Below are 24,858 nucleotides of genomic sequence, written 5' to 3' on the forward strand. Positions count from 1 at the left end.
TTTATTTATCTGTTCTTAATTATCGTTTACGTGGTGTGAGTGTGACCAACGGGACGATCATTTCTTCCAAAGAGATACCTCCGTGTTGGAATGTATCCTTATAGTAAGATACGTAATAGTTGTAGTTATTGGGGTAAGCAAAGAATGAGTCGCCTGTAGCGAATACGTAACTTGTACTGAGGTTAGGGGCTGGCAGCTGTGCTTGATGCGGATTCTTTATAGTGAAAACTTCCTTAGAATCATAGTTAAGACTCTTCCCCAGTTTATAACGGAGGTTCGTATTCGTATTGCGATCACCGATAATCTTCACTGGATTTATCGTTCGAATGGATCCGTGATCAGTTGTGATTATCACCTTATAGTTCGATTGTGCCAACTCTTTGATGACGTCAGCAAGAACGCTATGTTGGAACCAGCTAAGTGTAATGGAGCGATAGGCACTCTCGTCACTGGCTAGTTCACGTATCATCTTCATCTCTGTTCGGGCATGAGAAAGCATGTCGATGAAGTTAACAACGAGCACATTTAGATCGTTCTGAGCTAAGTTCTTGTATTGTTGCATGAACTTCTCGGCACCCGTTGAGTCGTTAATCTTATGATAAGAGAACCTGTCATGACGGCGATAACGCTCTATCTGCGTCCGAATAAGCGGCTCTTCGTTGAGGTTCTTGCCCTCTTCTTCGTCCTCATCGACCCACAATTCGGGGTACATTTTTGCTATCTGTTGAGGCATAAGACCACTGAATATAGCATTGCGGGCGTATTGTGTGGCTGTTGGAAGTATGCTCATGTAAAGGTCCTCTTCTATCTCAAACATGTCACCAATCTCTTTCGACAGGATGCGCCATTGGTCAAGTCGGAAGTTATCGATGACGATGAGGAATACTTTCTCGCCTTTGTCAATGAGTGGGAACACCTTTTTCTTGAAGACCTCTGGGCTTAGTAAGGGCTTATCGTTGGTTTCGTTGTTGGTATCAGACTTCTTATTGCGTCCTGCCAAACGTGCGAAACTACTGTTCATCTTTGTTTCCTGTGGTGCTACCCAGTTGAGATAATGCTTTGAAATATACTTAGCAAAGCCATTATTAGCCTCTTCCTTCTGCATTTTCAGCATTTCCACCATGTTGCTGTCAGTGCTACTTAGCTCTAACTCCCAGTGTACTAACTTACGATAAACCTCTTTCCAATCATCGAACGAACGGCAGTCGGCAATCTCCATAGCTATCTGTTGATAGCTTTGTTGGTATCCGCTCTGCGTTACTTCAGTGACTATTTCCTTCTGATGGATATTCTTTTTCAGTGAAAGAAGTATCTGATTCGGGTTGACGGGCTTGATGAGATAGTCTGCAATCTTTGCTCCAATCGCTTGGTTCATGATGTCTTCTTCTTCACTCTTCGTCACCATGACAATCGGTGTAGCAGGTTGAATCGCCTTGATCCGTTGTAAGGTCTCGAGTCCAGAAAGCCCTGGCATCTGCTCATCAAGTAGCACGAGATCGAAGGTCTGCATGCCACATTGCTCAATAGCATCAGCCCCGTTGCTAGCCATGACAACCTTATATCCTTTGTTCTTAAGGAATAGGATGTGCGCTTTTAACAGCTCAATCTCATCATCTACCCATAGTAACAATCCGTTGTTCATATATCTTTTTGCTTCTAGTTAGAACCCCTCCAAGTCATAATATTCATCTTCGATGTTGTTTTGAATGGGTTGGTTCTTCTTGTTAGTCTTGTTGTTATTCTTCTTGCCAGATGTTGGTTCGTCATCTCCGAAGTAAATGATCGGACCATCATCTACCTTCTTTGGCTTCTTTGCTGGAGCCTGTTGAGGTTGCTTAACGGGTGCTTTCTGTTGTGCAGTAGATGGTGTCTTCTGCACTTTTGGTTCTGTCTTTTGCTGTGTTGGAGTAGGCTTTGTTTCAGCCTTCTTCGTCTCTTTTCCTGTGTTGACAGGAGCCTTCGGGAGAGCAGGTGTAGGCTTTTCGGCAGACTTCTCATCAGGAATAACGAACGTGTTAGTGTCCTCCAACGTTGGTTTCTTCACCTCCGTAGGAATCTCGAAAGTGTTTTCATTCTTTGGAGATGTTGTTGGCTCTACCTTCTTTGATGCTGGTGTGTCCAACGGAATATCCATCGTATTGTTTGCAGGAACATCCATATCGTCAGGGAAGAGATCCTTGTCATTGGCGTGCTTCTCCTCTATCTTCTGTAGAAGATCAGGCTCGCGCGGTGTCGCCACTTCGGCTGGTTCACTCAAGAGATAGCGTTTGGTGACTTCAAGCGGTGAGAAGTTCTTTTTATAGAAAGCCTCATAATCCTTATAACTATAGGTCGTTCCAATCAGTTTCAGGTTCTTGTCACTGATAATGACAGCCTTAGTTGTCTTGCTCATCTGCATCACCACGTCCTTAGCAGCAAATAGTTGACGGGCATATTGATACGCTTCATCATAACTGCGGAAGCCCGATACCATCATTTGATGTAATCCGCTGAGGTCTTCTATTTGTATTTCAAAGTTGCGAACGAGGAAGTTTGTGAAGTTGAAACGTGCTAACTCGAATAGTAACTTGTTCTCCTTCAATGAGTCGGGGTTGTATATTAGCAAGAACTTAAAGTCTATGTTGCGTTCAGGAGAGAGCTTCGCTTGTCGGATACTGTCGCTATCACTAAGGATGGAAGTGCGATATGACCATACAGCATTTAGGTCGAACTTACCGCTGCGGAGCTTCTTTCCAGCCTGAACACCATTCACTATCATTCCAGCCATCTCACTGATGCGACTGTTAGGGTACTTCTTTACCACCTCCTTCATGTCGGTTAAGCACCCATTAGCGTCTCCCGTGTTTAGCTTACTCAATCCCCCAATGAACAAGAACTTATCTCGGTTGGCTCCCATTGGGAATCGTCTCTCGGAGATTTGAGCGTTACTAGCAACCTCATTATAGCGTCCTTGCTTGAAAGCATCGTAAGTTGAGGCATATAGAGAGTCTTCTATCTGCACGCCGAAACGTAAGTTTTGTTTGTAATAAGGGTCGGTTAAGAGGGTAGTCCACTTACTCTTAGGATATTGCCGACTTAACTTTGTAAGGTAAGTCTCGGCTATTTCGGGTTCGTTCTTACGCATATAAAGCAAGTAGAGATGGTAATAAACATCGTCCATAGCCTCATAGTCAGGATAATTATCACTCACTCTGCGTAGTGCCCGCTCTGATAGACGAAGGTTGTTAAGCCTATCCTTGAATATTACTCCTGAATGATGTAGACCATCCTCAAGTATCTTGTTACTTGCAGCAAGCTGTTCCGCAGTGAATGGGATTTGTGCTAGATAATACTCCCGCTTATGTGGGTCGTTCTTTAAAGAGTCTCTTGTTTGTTCGAGCGAATCCCTCTTTGCTTCGGCTTTATATATGGAGTCGCGTTGAGCATCCGTCATTTCATAAGGGGTGTTAGTGTTTCCAATATTTCTAACAACCGTTTGATTTATGCGTTGCCAGTTGTCGATATTCTCTCTCTTGCCCCATAGTTGTTGGAAAGTAACCTTTCCTTGTTGTACAGCCGTTGGGTTATAGAAATACCAAGTACTCCCTTGTTGATGATTGGAGTTGACTCTTTGAATATTATTCGATGTGTTGTTACGTCCGAAATTACCATCCATACCTTGCTGCTGGGCGTTGTTATTTTGCAAGCCCAGTGCATTTTGTTCCTCTTTCTCCTTCTTCTTCAATGCCGTGATGACCCTATCTATAGCGGCATTACGCTCCTTCTCAGAGCATTTAGCAAGCTGTTGGAGGGAGTCCTGTAGCTGAACAGCATCTGTATAAGGTGCTAATTCGTCTAATATCTTCGAACGATCAGACAACTGTTCATAGTCTTTACGATCTCTGTCGAGTAATCCCAATGCTTCGTCATAGCATTTCTTAGCATTGCCGAAACGCTCTTTAGCCCAATACAAATCGCCAAGATGTAATAACAAAACGCCTTTCTCAATGCCACTACGCGTCGCCTTCTTACGTCCCAGTTCGTAAGCATTGATTGCTGCAAGCGTATCTTTGTTCGCAAGATGTATGTTTCCCATTGCGTAATAGACCTGATCCAGATATTCCTTATTGTTATCTGAAGCCGCCATGTGCCTTAGTTTGCTTATCATCTGCTTGCTTTGTCCTTCTGCCATGACCTCTGTTTGGGCAATGCGAGCGTTGAACTCCAGTTCATAAGGGGGATTGGTACGGATGACGCGTTGGAAGGCTTCATAGGCATCTTGCCTCTTTCCTAATGCTGCATACACTTGTCCAAGTAGATAAAGTTCACGTGCTTTCTGCTTCTGACGCATCTCGTGCTTGATAACCTTTTGTAAGTAAGGCACAGCCTTAGCCAGTTCTCCCGTGTGAAGATAGTAGTCTGCGTAAGTATAATCCCACTCCTTCACCGCACGCCAGTCCATTGAATCACGTTGCATATTGCGAATAACATCCTCCGCATCGTATAGCCATCCCTGTTCTATGTAACATTTAGCCAACCAAGCACGTGCTTTTCCATAGATGGCAGGCTGCCCCTTGTACATACGACTCATGTAGGCGAAGGTTGCAGCAGCCTCTTCAAAGGCTCCTTGATGGAACTGTGAGCGTCCCATTAACATCCATGCCTTCCACAAGAAAGGGTTATATTCACGTCTTGAGAGCCACTCTATGTCCTTATCAGTCTTTCTTCTGTTCTTAGTCCACTCTGGTCTCTTCTTGATACTATGCTTAGCTATTGCCTTCTCTGCCTTTTCTATGGCACGATTAAAGTTACTTTTACCTAAGTCCCGACTATTCTTATTGCCGACAGTATATAGTGGAATAAGTTCGGTAAAGTTATCCTTGTTCCCCTTTTCTTTCTCTATAGAACCATCGATATAAGCCTGTGCTCCATTAAAATATACGTTATATCGGGTATTAAAAGCCTGCCACCAGCGAGATTGGGCGGTGTTATTCTTCGTAGAGCAACCCACAATCACCATTGTAATGATTGCTAATAAAGAGAAGGTTATATGTCTGTTTGCTTTCTTCACGTTAGCCTTCAATCATTGTTATTAGTTCATCCTTAATCTGATTAGGGACATTTATCTCACGGAGGATGAGGCTTCTATTCCAGCCTTTTGCCTCTTGTGGCTGCATGGTATAGAGTATATTGGCAAACTCCTCGGCTTCTTCATCGGTGTATTGATTCGACTGTCGCCCACGGAAACGATCGAGTTCTTCGTCATCATAGTACTCTATTTCCCTTGTTGCAGCTTCCATCATGCACACTTGCTCGCACTTATCATCTGTGCCATCACACGATGAGCAATCACCAGAAGTAGGCATAACAACATCGGGTTCACCCTCTTTCTTCTTGGTGAATAAGGTTGTTATGGCAGCAAAAAGAGCCAGTACTATAAGTGCGCCAATGCCAATATAAAATATACTCATTTGTTCTTTTCTTCTTTTGGAAACATGAGAAGTAGGACAGATAGGCTATTCTACCTCCGTAATGTGAAAGCCCGCAGAACGTAAGTCAGCCCAGAAGTGAGGATAAGACTTCGTTACAACTTCTGGATGATCTATGCGTATTTCCCCCAGTTTGATAGCTAATGGAGCGAAAGACATTGCCATTCTATGGTCTTCGTATGTGTTGATGACAGGAAGAGAAACAGGTTCGCAACGTTCACCCTCCCATGACAACTCCCCTTCGTTACGGCTTTGAAGGACGTAGCCCAGCTTTGCCATCTCTGTTTTCATTGCTTCTATGCGGTCTGTCTCTTTGATTCTTAGACTGTTCAAGCCCGTGAAATGGAAGGGAATACCCAACACTGGACATGCTGCTATTAGTGTTTGTGCCAAGTCTGGATGGTTAATAAAGTCGTAATCCATCCTATTCAGCATACGGGTATGGCGTGTTAGTGTTGCGTCAGTCAGCCCTTCTGCATTCTTGCGAGCGAAGTTTGTCTTTATACCCAGCAATGAGAAGATGTATCGAACAGCTGCATCTCCTTGGCGTGAACCATCTTTTAAACCAGAGATAACCACCTCTGCGTCTAAATCATCTTGTAATGCAAGTATCTCATACCAATAGCTTGATGCCGTCCAATCATTCTCTATCGTGTAAGTTCGGTGTGTGTATTGCTGTGGTTTGACGCTAATTGTGTCGAAGTTAGTCCATTCGGCGGCAACTCCAAACTCATGCATAATATGCAAAGTGAGGTCGATGTATGGTCTAGACACAATCTCCCCCGTGAGTTTCAAGTCCAATCCTTTGGTCAAAATGGGCGCAATCATGAGTAAAGCCGAAACGTATTGCGAACTCACATTGCCAGGTATTACCAGTTGTCCACCCTCTAATTCGCGTCCACGAATGCGCAGGGGAGGATAGCCCTCATTACCAATATAATCAATATCTGCACCTAAGTAACGCAAAGCATCAACGAGAATCTTTATCGGTCTATGCTTCATTCGCTCTGTTCCCGTGATAATATGCTCTCCTTGTAATAGGCATAAATACGCTGTCAGAAAGCGCATTGCAGTGCCAGAAGCCTTTATGTCAATCACATCTGATGGTTGGGAGAAAGCCTGCAAAATAACTTTTGTGTCATCACAATCCGATAAGTTCTCTGGTAGAATCCCCTCTTTTGTAAGTGCCTGCACGATAAGTGCACGATTACTAACGCTCTTTGAGGCTGGAAGTGTGATGCGAGTATCAATATGTTGGGGTGGAGTTATGATGTATTGCATGCTTCTTCAGTGCATAATTATTACATCACAAAATTACAAAATAAACTTGGGATGTGAGAAAAAGAACTTCAAAAGTTTGCTAATATCATGGAAAGTAAGTAATTTTGCAGGGCTTTTAAAGGAACGGGATGTAGTTCAGTAGGTTTAGAATGCTGGTCTGGGGGACCAGTGGTCGCCAGTTCGAGTCTGGTCATCCCGACTTAATTGAAGAGAAAGAAACCATTCTTTGGTTTCTTTTTTTTGTTTTTTAAGCTGTTAAAAACGTTTTCTTCGAATCGACTTAAAGCCTTCCTGTAATGTTACAAAAGGCTTGGAGAAGTATTACAGAAGCCTTGGAGAGGTATTACAGAAGGCTTGTAATAATTCTGAAGGTTATTAAGTGCTACCGAGTGTTATATTTTTCTGATAGGAGTTAATTACATTTTCTATTATCAAAGTACGCTTTGTGCATAAAAAGGTATGGTTAGTAATAGCTTTTCCAATTCTTATTTGTATCTTTGTTTCCCATAGTGAAAACCAAAGTCTATTAATTTCTACAAATGAAGATGAGCATGAGAAAGACGATAATGGAGGGAATCTTTGGGGGTAATCTCACCTGTGATCATGTGCAACTTAGGGCTGGAACATCTGCTTCCTCTTGTCTGGTGTATGCGAATTATGCTATTAATAAGATACTGATAAGCATGTTTGTATTACTCGTTGCATTGCCAATGAAGGCTCAAAACTTTCGAACTCTGCGCGATGTAAAGGTGAATGAAACTGTACTCGACCTTTCTCAAACTGCCTGCAAAGTGATTCCACGTAATGCAATGCACTCTCGGCATAGATTACAAAAGCTTATTCTCCCTGCGACTTTGGACTCTATTGGTAGTCAGGCATTCTTTGCCTGTGATGGTTTAAAGGGGCAATTACTCATCCCATCATCAACTCGTGTGATAGAGACATCGGCTTTCAATGGTTGTCGTGGTTTGAGTGAACTCGTGTTTGAAGGTTCTCCTCGTTTGGGGTCTTTTGCTTTTGCTAATTGTAAGGGCTTGCGTGTGATACGTCTTTCAGCACTTGTTCCACCCGTTTGTGCAACTAATACCTTTGTAGGAATTGATTTTAAGAAAGTCAAACTCATTGTTCCTTCAAAGGCAAAAGCGGCTTATCGGAATGCTGTGGGTTGGCGTTCTTTCTTTTCGAAGACCGAAGAGAAGAATGTTTGTGAGCCTGAAGAATTACTCGTTCCACGTCCTCTTCGCATGGAAGTGTTCTCTAAAACAGATTCGAAAGGCGTTTATAAAAAAGCGTTGAATTGGTCGGATGTTATCGGCATTGAGGCTTCGAACGGCTTAGATAATGAAAAGGAACAAGCGGAACGCATACTTCGTGAACGTACAACGAGTGTGCTCCGTCCGCAAGCTAATAATATAAAAGGTGGGAAGAGTAGGGGAGTAATGGTGCGTTTATCCCTTGATTCAACCCTAAACAATGCTGAGGCTTATACGTTAGACATATCAAATAAAGGTGTAGAGATAAAGGGAAAAACAGCAGCGGGAGTGTTTTATGGACTGATGACACTCGAACAATTATGTATAGGGAATGGTGTTGCTGCCCCCTCAACAACGATTCCTCCTCTTTATATAGTAGACCAACCGCGAACGGAAGTGCGTGAGTTAATGGTGGATCCAGTGCGTCATTTCATCCCATTCAACGATTTAAAGCACTTCATTGTAGAGATGGCTCGCTTCAAATTCAATGCTCTTCACCTCCATTTAGTTGATGATCAAGCATGGAGAATAGAGATTAAGAAGTATCCAGAACTTACTCAGAAAGCCTCCGATAGAGTAGGAATGGATGATATGCCAGAGCGTATTAGCGGCTTTTATACGCAAGAGCAGATGCGTGAGTTGGTACGTTTTGCAGCTCAATATCATGTTATGGTGATTCCAGAGATAGAACTTCCCGGGCATGAAGTGGCTGCTATTCATTGTTTCCCACAACTTTCTTGTGCTAAAAAAGAAGTCCCCATTCGTTTGACCTGTGGCGTTAGTAATGACTTACTTTGCCCTGCCGAACCCTTTGTTTACGAGTTTCTTGATAACGTTCTAAAGGAGTTAGCCGAGGTGTTCCCTGCTCCATACGTTCATCTGGGCGGTGATGAGGCGGGTCAACCACCATTAGGAGCGTGGACAAACTGCCCTGCTTGTAAGGAACTAAAGCAAAAGGAAGAGTTTACTGAGAACTGGCAATTACAACAATACCTCTTTGATCGGGTTATAAAACAGCTTCATCAGTTGGGGAAGACGCCGATGTATTGGTATGAGAAGGAGTTTAAGACGATTCAGCCGGGGTGCGTTGTTTATGCTTGGCGGAATGGGTTAACGCAGGTGGCGATAGATGCAGCCGTGCGTAACAAAGCAAAGATTATGATGTGTCCAGGCGAGCATTGCTATCTTGACTACCCACAAGGGCGAGGCGATATGCCAGAGGTTAATTGGGGAATGCCCGTTACTTCGCATGAACAAACTTATCGTCTTGATCCGGCATGGGGGATGGATAGCACCTTTGTACAGCATAATCTCTTAGGCGTTAGTGGTACACTTTGGAGCGAATGTATCAACTCAACGGAACGACTTTATTATCAAGCTTTCCCTCGTGCTGCTGCTTTGTCGGAAGCAGGTTGGACCATTCCTGAACGGCGCAGTTATACTGATTACCTCCTTCGAGTGCGCCCTTTGATGGACGATATGTTGCGTCGTGGTATCGCAGTGAATGTGAATTAAACAAATAAACACCCCTTTTTACACCGAAAGTCCACTTTTCTTTTAAATCTCTTTGCCGTTTTAATATCTTTTATTACTTTTGCAGCCGTAACAAAAAAACGATAATGATTCAAGCATTAAATATTCAAGCCACAACGAACAACGCCTTATATAATAAAGGTGTTGCTTGTTGTGCTTCTGTATTTGAATCATTGAATACGGAGAGAAAAATAATCGAGAAAAAGATAGCAAATAATTTGGTAGTTCCAAATATTTGTATACTCTCTCTCTCTCTCTCTCTCTCTCTCTCTCTCTCTCTCTAGTAGAGCAGGCGTAAATTACACATTTTTTTCTTCTCGCATACGCGCGCGCGAAGCGTGCCGTAAAGCCAGTAAACAAAGGACTTCCAAGAGTTTCCTTTGTTTGTTTTTGTGTCTTTACTTAAACTGAAATATAGAGAAATTTAAAACGTAATAACAACTATTTTTAATCAATAAAAGAAATGAGAAAAAAGAAACAGAAAAGAGACTATGAATGTCCCGAGTGCAACGTGCATGAACTTCAATTCGAAAAATTTATTTGTGCTTCCGTAACGCTAAATCCACAAGGTTCAAGTGAAGAGAATTGGAACAATGATAAGGAGATAAATGCCGATCACGAAGAATGGGTAGGATCGTCTACTGAAGTTGCTCCATAGAAGATCGATATTTGGTGTATAAAATTTATAAGAATAATTAATTCATGACAGAAATGAAGAACTTTTTTTCTATTATATGTATGTTAGTTGCTATGCTAACAATATCTTGTAGTAATGATGATGTAGTTAATAATACTGCAAACAAGGTGAATGCTGCAAAAGATATTAAATTTGAGATTTCATTCAGTGACTATAACGCAGATGATACCATTAGTCATGGTACGCGTGCGGCTATTGATCCACAAGTACAGAAAACTCAAATTGTTCCTATGGGTGAAATGATGTATGCTGAAGTTAGTTTACAGCGAGATACTACTAAGACAATTGACAAAGTAGGGAAAGCAATGACACGCGCTTTAACAAATGGCACATACACTATTTATGCTTATCAGGGAACAAGTCTTAAAGGTACTTTAAAAGGAACTGTTACAAGTAATGTATTTACCCCTACAAGTAGCAATGAAGAGATTGGTCTTGAACCAGGTACATATACCTTTGTTTGCTGCAATGAAAAAGTACAGGTTAATGGAGAAACTTGGAGTATTGATCGTAGTGATGTCGAGAATGCACGTATAGGTATAGCCAAGAACGTTGTAATTACACCAACACCAAGGAAACAAAAAGTTGCTTTCCAGATGAAGCATGTTGGAAGCCGAGTTAAAGTTGTTATGCAAGCAGATGGTTTTCCTCCACGTGATGTGACAGGTAATTTCTCTTCTACACTTAATATACCTTCAAAAATCAACTTTAATACATCCACTCAAACTTATGCGGTAGCAGGAACCGTTCCATTTACAAACAATATTACTTTTACTTATACAACAGGGACTGCTTGGACTAATGCCCCAACAGCTCCAGAAGGTTGGAATGATTATTATTATTTTCTTCCAAAAACAAATGGAGCTAATCTAAAATTTACAATAACTGGTGGAACTGCTTATCGATTACCAATTACAGGTCGTTCTGTTACATTCCCTGCGCTAGCCTCAATGTCCTCGAATGATTCATATCGCTTAGTGATGAAAGTTCACTATAATTACATATACCTTTTCAGTGATGGAACTACTGGACAGAAGACTGATGCAAACTTCAGTTCTAAAACACCTATAGCAGTGGTGGTGAGCCGCTCTAAACGTATTGCAGCAGCAATAAAAGATATTGACCCTAGTGCGATAAGTAATTTTAAATGGGGAAAAGATAATGTAGTTACAACAAATACTGCAAGTGCGACTCTAAGTGACCACCTTTCTGATTTAAAAGGTTATGATTATACTTATTCGACAACCTATAGTACTGATGGTATTATAAAAGGAAATGATGCAATAAACTATCCAGCCTTTTATGCTGCAGCCCATTATGACGCTGGTGTCCCTATAACTGGAGCTAACATTGGAAAATGGTATTTACCATCTATTGGAGAATGGAATCTTTATTTTAAAAACCTTGTACATTTTAGTAATGAAGATATTGATTATTTGCCAAATCCATCAGCAGGTTTGAATGATATGTATTTTCCTGACACGTATGCTCTAAAGTTTACTAGTCAACGATCCAAAGGTGCAGGAAAAAGTCTTTATGCCTCATCTTCAGAGCTTTCTACATCGCAATATTATGCTTATTGTTATGAACATTTTGAAAACCAATATATGGGTGGATGGACAGTGTTGCATCTGATTGATAGAAATTATGTGGTTCAGGGGAATAAGAATAATGACAGTCGTATGTTTGTCCGTCCTTTTGTTCATTACTAAATGTATAGTGCCCCAAAAGTATATGGTCACGGATAAGCATAAATTTGCATGCTGTCAGAAGAAAAATTATATACGGTTCCCCGTAAATTTATATACGGTTAGAAATTTACGGGGAAGCGGTTAGAAAAATATTTTTATCAAATAAAAATTTTCGGCTAACCGTATATAATTTCGGCTTTGAACTTTGAACTTTGAATTTTGACCTTAGAACATTGATTTCTGAACATTGAACGGTGACCTTTCTCTTGAAAGTTGTGCTTTCGATGAGTGAAAACGATACAAGGAGACAAAGCTAGAGATACTTTTTATAACTTTACTGGAGGCGGCGTCAGTCCTCTATCCTTAATGCGACTTAGGAGCATTGACGCAGCCTCTATATATTTGAAAAACAAAGAAGTGCTGCAAAGTGCAGTACGATAATAATTAATAATTTAAATCTTATAATCAAATGAAAATCAAAATGGTTTCGCGGAAGAATCCGCAAAAGAAGTCAGAGGTGAAGTATTATGCTAGTCCTATCAATGCTGGTAAGAAGACGTTGCGTGACATTGCGAAGGATATTGCCGGTCGTTCGTCTTTGACACGTGGTGACATTGAGAATGTCCTCACGAACTTTATGGAGTGTCTGCCTTCTTATCTCCGTGATGGCTTTAGCGTTCAGTTGGGCGAGTTCGGTACGGTGCGTTTAACCTTATCAAGCGAGGGTGCTTTAAATGAAAAAGCCTTTAAGACTGAAACAATCAAACCTCGAGTAACATTTACGCCAGGCGTGGAGTTGAAAGCTGCCTTGCGCGATAACTCTTACGAGACACCGAAGAAGAAGGAAAGCCTCACCCCCGCCCCCTCTCCGAATGGAGAGGGGAGTGAAGACCACACTGGACCACAGGCAGGGTAAAAGCCCCCTCAAAGAAGCCTCCCCAAGCCCCTCCGAAGGAGGGGATGTCCTTATTGGATATAGTTTGAAACGACTGAGAGCCTGTAAGTAGGGTTATGGACATCCCCTCCTTCGGAGGGGCTTGGGGAGGCTTTCTTTTAGGAGGCTTTCTTTTTATATACCACGGGAGCATTTATTAGATTGATTCAGGGTATCAATCGTTCTGTAATAAGACAACTCGATTATATTAATTGTGAAATTAATGTCTTTCAAAACTAGTGTATTAATTTGGTTCTCTCGCTCCTGTGGTACGGCCTCACCCCCAGCCCCTCTCCTACAGAGAGGGGGGCGCCTAAAGGGGTGGGGCTTTTGTGTGAGACAGAAGAACATAGGCTTTGAAGACATGGTAACAGAGGAACACAAAACTTTAGTAACACAATTTTTCGATCGAAAGGTTCTGATAATATTCATTACTCGATTTTATAAAGTTAAGAAGTTTAATTTAGACATCATGATTGGTGGTGTAGAAGAGGTAAATGTATTATTCTATGGGCATCAGGAAGTAATTTCCTATTTCTTTTGTATATTTGCAATATAAAAAATGTTAGCGATATGACTAGACAAGAAATTTCTGAATATATACGTATCCAATATCCTAGGGAGAATGAGCGGTGTGAATGGAAAGAATATAAGAACCTAAAAAATAGTCTTTGTGGGCATGAAGGTGATGATGTTGTTTCTTATGTGTCTGCTATTTCTAATATGAATGGAGGCGCCATTGTTATTGGTGTTCAAGATAAGACTTTCGAAGTAATTGGTATTCAAAACTTTGGAAACTACTCTGTAGAATCTGCGAAAGCAAAAATCTCCGAGAAATGTCGTAATCTACCAATTGAAAATCTGGAGATTGATGAGCTGAAAGCAAATGATACTGGTGATATTGTCTGGATAGTGAATATTCCTAAGCATAAGGCGAGATTACCTGTGTATGCCCATAATAAGGCATGGCAAAGGGTTGGCGACTCTTTAATAGAAATAAAACGTGAAAGGATTGACTCCATCCTCTCTGAACTTGTAATTACGGAAGACTGGAGCGTTGGAATTATTCCTCAAGCAACTATTGATGATTTAGATTCTGATGCGATAGAGAAAGCACGTAAAGAATATATTATCCGTAACCCTTATCGAAAAGCAGAAATTTCAGCTTGGAGTAATGACAAGTTTCTTGATAAAGCTAAGGTAACTATTAATGGTAAGATAACTAGGGCAGCTTTGATATTGTTAGGAAAAGAAGAAAGTGAACACTTCCTCAGCCCCTATGTGGCTTGTATACGTTGGTCTTTGAGGAGTGTTGGGACAATGCAGAATAAGGATTATGAGATATTACCAATACCATTACTTCTTAGTGTTGATCGCTTATACAATAAAGTTAGGAATGTGAAGTATCGTCTTGTGCGTCCAGATTCTCTTTTCCCTGATGAAATGTTGCGTTATGATATGTTCAACATACGTGAGCCTCTAAATAATGCTATTGCACACCAAGACTACACGAAGTGTGCAAGAATTGAGGTTGTGGAATATGAAGATAGTCATATTATTTTTCAGAATTATGGTGAATTTTTGCCACAAAGTGTAGAAAATGTTGTAACCAAAGATTGTCCAGAATCTGTTTATCGCAATCGTTTTCTCGTAGAAGCCATGCGTAACTTTAACATGATAGAGACAGAAGGAGGTGGCATAAAGAAGATGTTTATAAACCAGCGAGTAAGATTATTTCCCATGCCAGAATATGATTTCTCAAATGGTAAGGTTCGAGTTATAATTACAGGTAAGGTTATTGATGAGAACTTTGCACGCATCTTGACGGATAATCCTAGAATAAGCCTTGAAGATATTATATTGTTGGATAAGGTTCAGAAGCAAAAACTAATTTCAGATGAGCAAGTCTCTTATCTTAGAAAGAAAAAACTCATAGAGGGGAGAAAGCCACATTTTTATTTGGTACATAAGATAGTGTCTAAAACGAAAGATATAGTTTTGAAGAGCCAGTATATCAAGAATCGTAGCTTTGATGATGAATATTTTATGAATATGATTATTGAATATTTAAAGAGATTTGGTAAGGCTTCCCGTAAAGATATAAATGACTTATTAAAGAACAAGTTATCTGACGTATTAAATAATAGTCAGAAGACTAATAAGATAGATTATCTATTAAAGAAATTAAAGAAATCAAATGTGATTAAAGTTGATGAAAAGAGGTTCTGGATTTTGGTTTCTTGACTTCACTTCTTAACAGTAAATTATCACGGAATTTTCGTGGAATTCCGTGAGATTCTGTGATAATTCCGTGAGGATATTTTGTAATATGTTGATTACTAGTAGAATAAACTCCTAAGTTTTATACTGCTTTTCCGTGAGTTTTAAGTGATATATTCTTATTAAGAAGACTGTATTATCGTTTGTTACTTCGTGATTTCCTAAATTGGATAAGACAACATTTTTATATTGAGGGGATCTTTTTGTTTATAATAACACCCCAATGGAGCTGCTCCTTTAGGAAGGGCTCCGTTGGGGTGAGGCTTTTTTATAGGTTGATACGAATGCCACCGATAACCCATGTGCTGGGTTGAGGGACGTTTCCATAATCAAGATAATGCGTTCCGAAGAGGTTGTTAGCCTCCAGATAGGCTGTCCAACTCTTATCATTCCAACTTAATCTAGCGTCCATTACGCCGTAACTTCTGTATTTGTGACGTTGGTTATTTACGTCCAAATAGCTGCCCATACGGTGTTGGAAGCGATAGTTAAGACCAAGGTCAAGATTGCGCCAAAGGTTCATTTGGAGGTTACTTACCACCTTATTCTTTAAGTATTCGAGGGCATATTTGCTCACGATACCTGCTTGCTCTGTCTTATCCTGGTTGATGTAACTATAAGCAACACCGAACTTCTTAAAGAAACGTTGCGATGGGATGAGCTGCAGAAGATTAAAGTCAAGTGCCATCTCTGCCCCGAAGTCGTTGATAGTTCCAAAGTTAACACTCTTCCAAAGCGGTGCTCCGTTGGCATCTAAAGTCCCATCATTGATCCAGTCGATGAGGTTCTTATGATGATTCCAATATAGACTCGCCCTGGCAGTAACACCCTTGTCTTCATATTTAACGCCAGTCTCTAATGCTGAAAGTTCCTCTGGTTTGAGGTGCTTATCAGCCTTATGTCCACCTACAGAATAGAACAACTCCGTTACAGAAGGCATACGAAGAGAGGTGTTGTAAGAGGCATATAACTTCCATGCTTGTCCAATGCGATAACTTGCGTCAATGCCTGGGTAAACACGCATGTGCATATCAGCTTGTGTGTTCTTAACGGCTATTAAACCCGCAGATAACGTGAATCGGTCAAGGATGAGATTGTGTTCAAAGACGAACTGGATATTCGTTCTGTTTAGACCAACGGTGTAGTCTCTGTCCGTACCATGTATGTGCTTAGGCTTAGCAAGCGGTTCGCCAAGGTTACCACTGACGAGATCTTCATTGCGAATCTCGGCTCCAACGGCCGTTCGTCCTAGTTTCCAATCAAAGTAAGTATTGAGGTTTACACCATAGACATCTGTGCGGTGATAATTGAAAGGATACTTGTTTGCAGCGTTTCGGAACAGTTCGAAGCGATCCATGCTGCGGTTCCAATAGATGGCAGGACGGATGTGGAAACGCCCTTGAAGATTCTCTGCTTGTATGGCAGTAAAGGTTTTGAAAGTGTGTTCGAACTGGTCATCATACTTCGTTGAGTAGAATGTGTTAGAGCCAAAGTCCTTGATACTCATACCCGCGTGCCACTGAACTCTAACGTCGTTATCCGTGTAATTACCTTGATAGAAAGCCTTACCTGTGCGATAATCAGCATTCAGTTTGCCTGCTTTGTTACGAAGATAACCATCACTGCGGGTATATGAACCAGATAGCTGATTGTTCCATTTTCCCTTTGATAAGTTCGCTCGCATACCAGCACTAAGATAGCCATAAGAGCCGCCTTCGACGTGTGCGGAGAGACTTGATTGTGGTGGAGTTTGGGTTACAATGTTTATAGCACCTAATAAAGAAGACGTACCATAAACTCGTGCAGCAGGTCCTTCAAGAATTTCGATGCGCTCGATTTCACTAATATCAACTGGGAAATCGAAAGCGTTATGACCTGTTTGTGCATCACAGATATTGATGCCGTTGAGAAGAATTGTGACTTGTTCGGAGTTGCCCCCACGTATGCTTACGTCTGTCAAAGCCCCTAGAGGACCCTTTTGTCGTACATCGACACCGACGGCATACTTCAATAAGTCATTTACACTCTGTACTGGCGCCGCTTGGATCTCCTCACGACTTAGTACAGTTACCATTCTCGCTTGCTGACTAACAGTCAGTGGTGCGCGTGTTCCCGTGACGCTTATTTCATCCATCATCACGCCTCGGTTGGTTATAACTGAGTCCATTTCTGCCTTTTCAGCATTAACGCTAATGCCTTTGGCAGTAGCATGCTGTAAGGTAGCAACACTCAGTACACCAATCAAAACCTCCTTACCAAGAACGGCAAAGAGCGAGTAGCCGTGATTAGAGAAGTGCTTAAACTTCAGGACACTGCGCTTTTCAAAAGTTGGTTTGTACATAATATAATTAATAAAAAACGCCAGTTGTAAGTTTGTTAACAGACTGGCAAACGGGTGCAAAAGTACTAAATCTTTTTGTAACAACAATGTTTAATCGATGTCAATGTGCTTTTCTGCAATAAAGAGAGATAAAAGTAAGGTTGTTATAGTGCTTATATTCCATCTTTTTAGTACTTTTGTTGGCAATTAATTCTCAGCATCGACAAACTATTAATTGCACAATGAAAGCATTACGTGACCGTATTTTAAAGGATGGTAAGTGCTATCCTGGAGGCATCCTAAAGGTAGACAAGTTTATTAATCATCAAATGGATCCTAATTTGATGAAGCGTATCTGTGTGGAATTCATACGTAGATACGCCTCAACGGAGATTAATAAAATCATCACAATAGAGGCTAGTGGCATTGCACCAGCTATCATGATGGGGTTCTTATTAGACCTTCCTGTTGTCTTCGCAAAGAAGAAGAAGCCTTCAACCATGGCTGACATGCTGTCGACGACAGTGTTTTCTTTCACGAAGCAACGTGAGTATCATGTCGTAATATCCAAAGAATACCTTAGAGAAGGCGATAAGGTGTTGTTCGTTGATGACTTCCTTGCCTACGGAAATGCGGCTAAAGGTATCATAGACTTGTGTAAACAAGCAGGCGCGGAACTAGTAGGTATGGGCTTTATTATCGAGAAAGCATTCCAACATGGACGTGATGCAATAGAGCAAGCAGGCGTTCGCTGTGAGAGCTTAGCAATCATTGAATCGCTTGAGAATTGTGAGATTAAGATGAAAGAAGATTAAAAAAGGTGGGCATTATGTGTCCACCTTTCTTATTTATAATCTATTTCATCTATACAAAGATTCAATTAAGTGTGTTCTAAAGGACATATAACTTCACCTTATTATATTATAGTTTAAAAGTAAAAGAATGGAAAAGTCGAAAGAACTTATCTATGGTTTGAATGACAAACCACCCCTTCGTGAAACCTTATTTGCGGCTTTGCAGCATTTATTAGCCATCTTTGTGGCTATTATCACGCCTCCACTTATTATCAGTTCGGCGTTGAAATTTGACTTAGAGACCACTGGCTTCCTCGTTTCTATGTCTCTTTTCGTATCAGGGTTAGCCACCTTTATTCAGTGTAAACGCTTTGGTGCATTAGGAGCAGGGCTTCTCTGTATTCAGGGAACATCCTTCTCTTTCATCAGTCCAATAATTGGTGCTGGAATGTTAGGTATGGTTGGCGGAAAGATGAACGTTGAAATGGGTTTGAGTTACATCTTCGGAGCATGCCTTGTAGCGGCTTTTGTGGAGATGATAGTGAGTCGTTTACTCCCTTATACACGTAAGATCATCACACCATTAGTGTCTGGTATTGTTGTTTCCCTCATTGGTATGTGCCTCATTAAGGCTGGTATCAATTCGTGCGGAGGTGGTCAGTCGGCTATAGATGCTGGTACTTTCGGATCCATGCAGAATCTAGGTTTAGCCTTCTTAGTACTTGTCAGCATTATATTCTTTAATCGTTCGAGCAACAGATTCCTACGAATGGCATCCATCGTGTTGGGCTTGTTGGTTGGATGTATTGCTGCTTACGCCCTTAACATGATTGACTTTTCACGCATAAGTGGTGCTGGAACGCTGAATATACCAACCCCCTTCAAGTATGGACTGCACTTTGATTTAGGTTCCATCATCGGTCTTGGACTTATCTACTTGGTTACTGCTGTTGAAGCCTTCGGCGATATTACAGCTAACTCATTGATATCTGGCGAGCCAGTTGAGGGTCCTGTATTCTTGAAGAGAGCACAGGGTGGAATCTTAGCAGATGGTTTTAATTCTTTCCTAGCCGCTGTCTTCAATAGTTTTCCTAACTCCATCTTTGCTCAAAACAATGGTATGATACAATTAACAGGCGTTGCCAGTCGTTATGTAGGGTATTTCATTGCAGCTGCCTTGGTGTTATTAGGACTCTTCCCTGTGGTTGGTCAGCTCTTTTCTCTTATTCCTGATGCCGTCTTAGGAGGTGCCACTCTCCTCATGTTTGGTACTGTTGCTGCAGCAGGAATCCGTATCATCGCTTCAACGAAGATAACTCGTAAGGCAGTATTGGTTATGGCAATCAGCTTCGCAATGGGCTTGAGTGTAGAGTTAGTGCCTAATATTCTTGATAAGATGCCAGACCTCATTAAGAGTATCTTCTCAAGTGGTATCACCACAGGAGGACTTACTGCTATCCTCGCTAATGCGTTTATTCGTATTAAGGAGTAGGCATTTATTATTTTTTATCATCGTTTCGGTGCGTTTTCCTTATAAATGTTTATCTTTGCAGATAATGTTGAGGAGAACGCACCGATAGCGTTTCCTATTAGAGAAGAAAATATATTTTAAAGACTATGTCGATACAGAATAGAAAGCGTAAATTTACTAAGTCAATCGCCTTTAAGGTACTTTGTGGACTGGTGATACTCATTCTTTTAGGGATAGGATATAACCTGGTTGTTGCTGATGATGATAGTCCTTTGAGCGAAGAAGAGCAAGAGGAAGAACAGCAACGCACTGCAGATAAAGACACGATAGACATTGTTGGCGATTATTTATGGCCTAATGCAAAGCCTTCAAAGAGTGATTTAACGACCAATGATGATAAGGATAAGACTGCAGATGAGGCTAAGGATAAGACTGACAAGGCTGATAAAGCTAAGGGAAAGGAAAGCACATCCCATCAAGAAAGCAATGAGGCACCAATGGCTGCACCAGCTTCTCCTGCCCCAGCAACGCCTGATCCAGAACCTTCTAGTAAGCCTTCTGCACCTACGATAGAGAAGATGAATGCACCAAAGGTCGAACGATTAGATTAAAGAAGACGTATATTTCAATTAGAGAGAAAGTGAGGTTCTATCATGAAACGATTGTTTTTATGTTTGTTTTCGGCACTCCTAATGGTTGGATGTGTAACGACTTACTATGATTCTGATGACAAGCCTGTATCTAAGGAGACGATGGCTCAACTGAAAGCTGCTGCTGTCAAGGCTCATTTAGGCGGGCATCGTTACCGCATCTTCATGGATAGAATGGAGCCAATGAGAGGTCCTTCCATCTATTTACAAGATGATTGGGGCATTGAAGTAAGCGGTGATTCGGTTGGTTTATTCCTCCCTTATGTGGGTAGGGTGTACCAGATTCCATACGGTCGGGGCGGTGGCTTGTCCCTTGTTTCGCCTCTTTTGAGTTACAAGGAAGAGCCTATGAAAGGTGGCAGACGCATTTTTATGACCACTCGCAACGATTATGAGAGTTACCAGATGGTCTTGGAAGTGTTCGACAATGCGACAGCCTCCTTGCTTGTCAACCCTAGTGGGAAGGATGCGATACGCTTTACCGGTGTGATGGAACTCAATGACAGTTTTACAGTTAAGGGTGGTAAGCCCGTGAAGAAACGGCAAATGTCGTTTATGAAACTATAAGATTAGGATAAAAACATTCATCCTGTCTCTGCTCATTTACTAATTGGTAAGGTGCAGATGACAGGATTTTTCATTTTAAGAAAGTAGCTTTTTTAGTAGAGAAACACAGTTTTAACAGTTGAGCCTATCAAAGTGTAAAAGGCTTGAAAGATAACTATTCACCTTGATTTGATGTATGTCAATTATATGACAATATGCTAATTGTTGTGCATAAAACCCTTAATAATAGTATAGTTCGCTTTCTTTTCAAAGCTATTTAACGCTTATTTCTTCTCTTTTTGTTATTCTTTTTGCTCTTTAATTACAACTGAAAAGGCACGAAAAATTACTTAAAAATACCCTTCAGAATATTTGGTTGTATCATAGTTTACTATTAATTTTGCTCATAGAAAACGAATAATTAAAGACCTAACAACAATGAAAAAGTTCTTTTTAGCAGCTTTTGTCTGCTTGATTTCAGCAACATCTTTCGCTCGTGAAGGTGTGACAACAACAGTAGTATCACGTGATACAATCTTCTACAATCAAGCGTTACGATCAGTGAAAAGCTCTGAGAACGTTGCTTACTATCGTCTTCTTGCAAAAGAAAGCTATAAGGGTGTAGAGCGAGACATCTTCCAGGACTTCTATCCAGATGGTCAGAAGCGTTTGGAGGGTGGCTATTCTTTCCTCGACTTAGGCAATGATGCCAACACAGTTCTTGATGGTCATGTAACCGCTTATTACCCTAATGGCATGGAGAAGTGGCATTGCAATTACAAAGATGGTAAGCGTGAAGGCTATCTAACGCTGCACTTGCGTGATGGAAGTATCGGTGTTGTGGCTTATAGAGAAGGTAAGAGTCGTTTCGACTACATGACGATTACACACCCTGATGGTCGAATGGAAAAGGTTGGATTGAAGCACTATTCAAGTCTGATCCAGTAGGAGTTACCTGTCAGAGTTTAGTAATTACAAGCCTCCCCAAGCCCCTCCAAAGGAGGGGATGTGGGTTACTAAGATATAATGGAGGTATGAAAAGAATGAGTAGCGAATTATAATTAGATTTAACAAGAGGCTCTCTTTGATTCAAAGAGAGCCTCTTGTTAATTGCAAAAGGGCGTCTCTTCGATATGAAGGAACGCCCTCTTCAATTGGAGTATCTTTTATCTTTCTGCATAGCCACTTGTTTGTTGCTAAGGAGACGTGGTCTCTTTCTCTGTCTTATACATAAAGTCATAAATTATTTCAGTCACTCTTTCCTTGCCTTCATGTGTAAGATCAGGAAGAGTGAAGAGCCTTCCTTTCGTTGTATAAATTATCTGAACGATGAACGGAACGAAGTGGTAATTATAATCGTTGACGCCTTCTATCTCATCAGCTGTTACTTCGATGTACTTACAACGGAGGCAATCATAAAAGCAGATGTGGTCTCCTTTGATGGAAAGATAGTCTTTCTTCCATAATTTCTGACATGTAATAAAGAGCTTGAAAAGCCAATATGAGATGGCAAGACCAGTCATCCACAATGCAAGAATAAGCATTAGAGGATGAGATGCATCTGTTCCTTTGTGTCCAAAGAAGAACCATATACAAAACAAAACAGGGATGGGCGCATGCAACGTATCGATGAATAGCAATGGACTATACTTGTATTTGATAATCATATCAGAACTGCGTGTAAATGAAAGGTTGTATACTATGCTGGCTAAAGTTGATGACTAATTGCAGAACAAAGGCGAAGATAGCGAGCTTCACCAGCCATGGTGAGCGGATGAACTTCGTTTGTAACCATTCATAATCAGCCTCTTTAATGCTGTGAAGTTCCAAACTAATGAGTACAACTGCCGTCCAGAGCGGGTATTCTAACAGGAAAGTGTAAGCATCACTCAGCCTAGTTGTTTGAATGATATTCGTTATCAATGTCAGAGCAGAGTCCATATTAGGGGCACGAAAGAATATCCATGCGAGTGAAATATAGCCGAAGGTGATGAACCAACAAGCAACTTTTATAGGCTTGGAATTGGGTATCTGCTTCAGACCATTGTTGTTGCAAAACTTATGAACGACAAGTCCTATACCGTGCATAACGCCCCATACGATGAACATCCACGATGCCCCATGCCATAAACCAGCAATAATCATGACAGAGAAGCTATTGAGATAAGTGCGAACAGTACCCTTTCTGTTACCTCCAAGAGGGATATATAGGTAATCGCGAACCCATGTTGAAAGTGCAATATGCCATCTATGCCAGAACTCCGTGAGGTTAAGACTTTGGTAAGGGAAGTTGAAATTGTCCTTTAACTCATATCCCATCAGGGCAGCAACACCAATAGCTAGGTCGCTGTAACCCGAGAAGTCGCAGTAAATCTGCACCGAGAAGCCCAACACACCCATAAGATCTCCAAAGCCATTCTGCACTGCTGGCGCATCAAACACTATGTTGTTATATTGCGCAAGATAGTCTGCTATGAGCGTCTTCTTTATCAATCCGCAGACAATCAACCACAGTCCTTTATACACAAGGGCACTCTTGATATTCCTTTTAGGGGTTTGAATCTGTGGTAATAATACTTCGGCACGGGTGATAGGACCAGCAATGAGGAGGGGAAAGAACGTCAGATAGAATGTATAATCAAGTAGTTTTGCAGTCTTTGGATACCTCCCTTTATAAACATCCACCGTGTAGCTGATGGCTTGGAAAGTAAAGAAAGAGATACCAACAGGCAAGAGTAACTTCATAGGAGAGAAGTTACTGCGGAGGAGTTCATGGAATATTTCAAGGGTGAAGTTTGTGTATTTATAGTAGAGTAGGGGTATCAACTCTGTGAAAATAGTGATGGCTAAGCCCGTCTTACGCAACTTTCCATGTTTTAAACGCATCATAGAACGCGTTAGATACCATGATACAAAGGTGGTGAAAGGCAATAGCCACATCAAAGCACCATTCGCTTTGAAAGCGAAGAAGAGGCTAAAACAAATGACATAAACCTTTGTCCACTGCTGACGATAGTGTCTAAGTGGAATGTAAAGAGCAAAGAAAACGAGGAAACAAGCCATGAATGACAGCGTACACAACGACCAGTTCTTATCTTGTGAGGATAAGAAATCAAGGAACGTGGATGTTAGCTGCGATAGTTCTGTCATGCTTCTGTATTCTTTAGCTTACTTTCCTTTTATGGATTAAAAGCCTTCAAATGCTGGTTGTAACAAACTTGTGTTTGTTGCCTTGTGATGTGCTTTAGGAGAATTGAGCTGCAATGGATTGTCACACTTATTACTGGCAATAAACTTTGCAGCCGTATCCATCCAGTAAGCAGCAGCCTCCCATGTAGGGTGATAATGGTCACTTCCTCGCTTTAGTTTTAAGTGTCTACTATCGAAGAAATGCCCTGCACCTACTCTTTCTTTGATGATATCATTGATACCAGTATCTCCATTCCAATCCGAAGGACTGATCCAAACGAAAGGAATATCGCCTATCTTCTTAACCATCTCACTAACATATTGTGCCCTGTTAGCGAGGTCGTTGATGAATAACTCATTACTTCCAAGACAGATAAGGATGTAGGTTGGCTTGTATTTAGCGATGTAATGTTCCAGAGTATGCGTCGTTCCCCATCGTTCAGTGGATGAGCTATACCATATAACAGAGTATAGTTTATGCCCATTCTCACCTGCGTAATCACCCAAGCGACGTGATAGTCCTTCCACCATAGAGTCTCCGATGAAGAGAATAGTTTGGTTGCGATGAATGGTCTTAGACTTCTTCTTGTGTTCTTTCTGTGGTTCTTTAGCAGGTAGGAAGATACTTGTAAGTGTTATCTTCCTTATTGTGTAGCTGCCCAAAGTTATCTCTTTTGGAGAGAAAGCATAGGCTATGATGGCTGCAAGAACTACAGCCATCAATAACAATGATTTGATTTGGGCATACATA

General features: G+C 41.1%; 18 protein-coding genes and 1 tRNA gene. 11 read left to right on the top strand and 8 right to left on the bottom strand.

From position 1 onward, the window contains the following. Positions 1–19 precede the first annotated feature (19 nt). Genes O3603_RS01620 through O3603_RS01635 form a run of 4 tightly spaced genes read right to left on the bottom strand, consistent with a single transcriptional unit; the run spans position 20 to position 6,749 of the window. A complete protein-coding gene (locus O3603_RS01620; RefSeq protein ID WP_371519881.1) occupies positions 20–1,642 on the bottom strand; it encodes a PglZ domain-containing protein in 1,623 nt (540 codons plus the stop codon). 18 nt (positions 1,643–1,660) lie between these two features. After that, positions 1,661–4,999: a tetratricopeptide repeat protein gene (locus O3603_RS01625; protein WP_371520024.1), complete on the bottom strand. Its 3,339-nt coding sequence runs from the start codon at positions 4,997–4,999 to the stop codon at positions 1,661–1,663. A gap of 52 nt (positions 5,000–5,051) precedes the next feature. After that, on the bottom strand, positions 5,052–5,450 hold the full coding sequence (locus O3603_RS01630; RefSeq protein WP_004383806.1) for a FeoB-associated Cys-rich membrane protein: 399 nt from the start codon (positions 5,448–5,450) through the stop codon (positions 5,052–5,054). Between the two features lie 45 nt (positions 5,451–5,495). Beyond that, complete coding sequence (locus tag O3603_RS01635; protein WP_371519884.1) at positions 5,496–6,749, bottom strand: 3-phosphoshikimate 1-carboxyvinyltransferase; 1,254 nt, start codon at positions 6,747–6,749, stop codon at positions 5,496–5,498. A gap of 124 nt (positions 6,750–6,873) precedes the next feature. On the opposite strand from O3603_RS01635, the gene O3603_RS01640 reads away from it, so the two are divergent. From O3603_RS01640 to O3603_RS01665, 6 genes are all read left to right on the top strand, one after another. Then, positions 6,874–6,948 (top strand) — tRNA-Pro (locus O3603_RS01640). A 340-nt stretch (positions 6,949–7,288) separates the two neighbouring features. Further along, complete coding sequence (locus O3603_RS01645; RefSeq protein ID WP_371519887.1) at positions 7,289–9,517, top strand: family 20 glycosylhydrolase; 2,229 nt, start codon at positions 7,289–7,291, stop codon at positions 9,515–9,517. A gap of 481 nt (positions 9,518–9,998) precedes the next feature. Then, positions 9,999–10,193: a fatty-acid--CoA ligase gene (locus tag O3603_RS01650; protein WP_371519890.1), complete on the top strand. Its 195-nt coding sequence runs from the start codon at positions 9,999–10,001 to the stop codon at positions 10,191–10,193. Between the two features lie 44 nt (positions 10,194–10,237). Further along, positions 10,238–11,944, top strand: coding sequence for a hypothetical protein (locus O3603_RS01655; protein WP_371519892.1), 1,707 nt, complete (start codon positions 10,238–10,240; stop codon positions 11,942–11,944). Positions 11,945–12,392: 448 nt separating this feature from the next. After that, complete coding sequence (locus O3603_RS01660; RefSeq protein ID WP_371519895.1) at positions 12,393–12,839, top strand: HU family DNA-binding protein; 447 nt, start codon at positions 12,393–12,395, stop codon at positions 12,837–12,839. 591 nt (positions 12,840–13,430) lie between these two features. Next, positions 13,431–15,101 (top strand): RNA-binding domain-containing protein, encoded by a 1,671-nt coding sequence (locus O3603_RS01665; RefSeq protein WP_371519898.1) that lies wholly within the window; start codon positions 13,431–13,433, stop codon positions 15,099–15,101. A 304-nt stretch (positions 15,102–15,405) separates the two neighbouring features. Here the strand turns inward: O3603_RS01665 and O3603_RS01670 are convergent, their stop codons facing one another. Continuing rightward, positions 15,406–17,478 (bottom strand): TonB-dependent receptor, encoded by a 2,073-nt coding sequence (locus tag O3603_RS01670; protein WP_371519901.1) that lies wholly within the window; start codon positions 17,476–17,478, stop codon positions 15,406–15,408. 221 nt (positions 17,479–17,699) lie between these two features. Here O3603_RS01670 and xpt point away from each other — a divergent pair, with 221 nt between their 5' ends. The 5 genes from xpt to O3603_RS01695 all read left to right on the top strand — a co-directional run bounded on the left by xpt (position 17,700) and on the right by O3603_RS01695 (position 21,866). Next, positions 17,700–18,272 carry a xanthine phosphoribosyltransferase gene (gene xpt / locus O3603_RS01675; RefSeq protein ID WP_371519904.1) on the top strand — a complete coding sequence of 191 codons (573 nt, stop codon included), beginning with the start codon at positions 17,700–17,702 and terminating at the stop codon, positions 18,270–18,272. Positions 18,273–18,399: 127 nt separating this feature from the next. Next, positions 18,400–19,743: a nucleobase:cation symporter-2 family protein gene (locus O3603_RS01680; RefSeq protein WP_009434428.1), complete on the top strand. Its 1,344-nt coding sequence runs from the start codon at positions 18,400–18,402 to the stop codon at positions 19,741–19,743. Positions 19,744–19,868: 125 nt separating this feature from the next. After that, complete coding sequence (locus tag O3603_RS01685; protein WP_371519907.1) at positions 19,869–20,333, top strand: hypothetical protein; 465 nt, start codon at positions 19,869–19,871, stop codon at positions 20,331–20,333. A gap of 42 nt (positions 20,334–20,375) precedes the next feature. Next, positions 20,376–20,939, top strand: a complete 564-nt coding sequence (locus O3603_RS01690) for a DUF4251 domain-containing protein (RefSeq protein WP_371519910.1) — start codon at positions 20,376–20,378, stop codon at positions 20,937–20,939. A 417-nt stretch (positions 20,940–21,356) separates the two neighbouring features. Continuing rightward, positions 21,357–21,866, top strand: coding sequence for a toxin-antitoxin system YwqK family antitoxin (locus O3603_RS01695; RefSeq protein ID WP_273541310.1), 510 nt, complete (start codon positions 21,357–21,359; stop codon positions 21,864–21,866). Positions 21,867–22,114: 248 nt separating this feature from the next. Here O3603_RS01695 and O3603_RS01700 read toward each other — a convergent pair whose 3' ends face one another. From O3603_RS01700 to O3603_RS01710, 3 genes are read right to left on the bottom strand one after another with little or no spacing between them, the layout of a single operon-like run. Then, on the bottom strand, positions 22,115–22,585 hold the full coding sequence (locus O3603_RS01700) for a hypothetical protein (RefSeq protein WP_371519913.1): 471 nt from the start codon (positions 22,583–22,585) through the stop codon (positions 22,115–22,117). 1 nt (position 22,586) lies between these two features. Further along, positions 22,587–24,068, bottom strand: a complete 1,482-nt coding sequence (locus tag O3603_RS01705; protein WP_371519915.1) for an MBOAT family protein — start codon at positions 24,066–24,068, stop codon at positions 22,587–22,589. 36 nt (positions 24,069–24,104) lie between these two features. Then, entirely contained in the window at positions 24,105–24,857 is a 753-nt protein-coding gene (locus O3603_RS01710; protein WP_371519918.1) for an SGNH/GDSL hydrolase family protein, read from the bottom strand. Between the last annotated feature and the right edge of the window lies 1 nt (position 24,858).

This window comes from Prevotella sp. 20925_1_30, from assembly GCF_041433025.1.
Lineage (GTDB): Bacteria > Bacteroidota > Bacteroidia > Bacteroidales > Bacteroidaceae > Prevotella > Prevotella vespertina.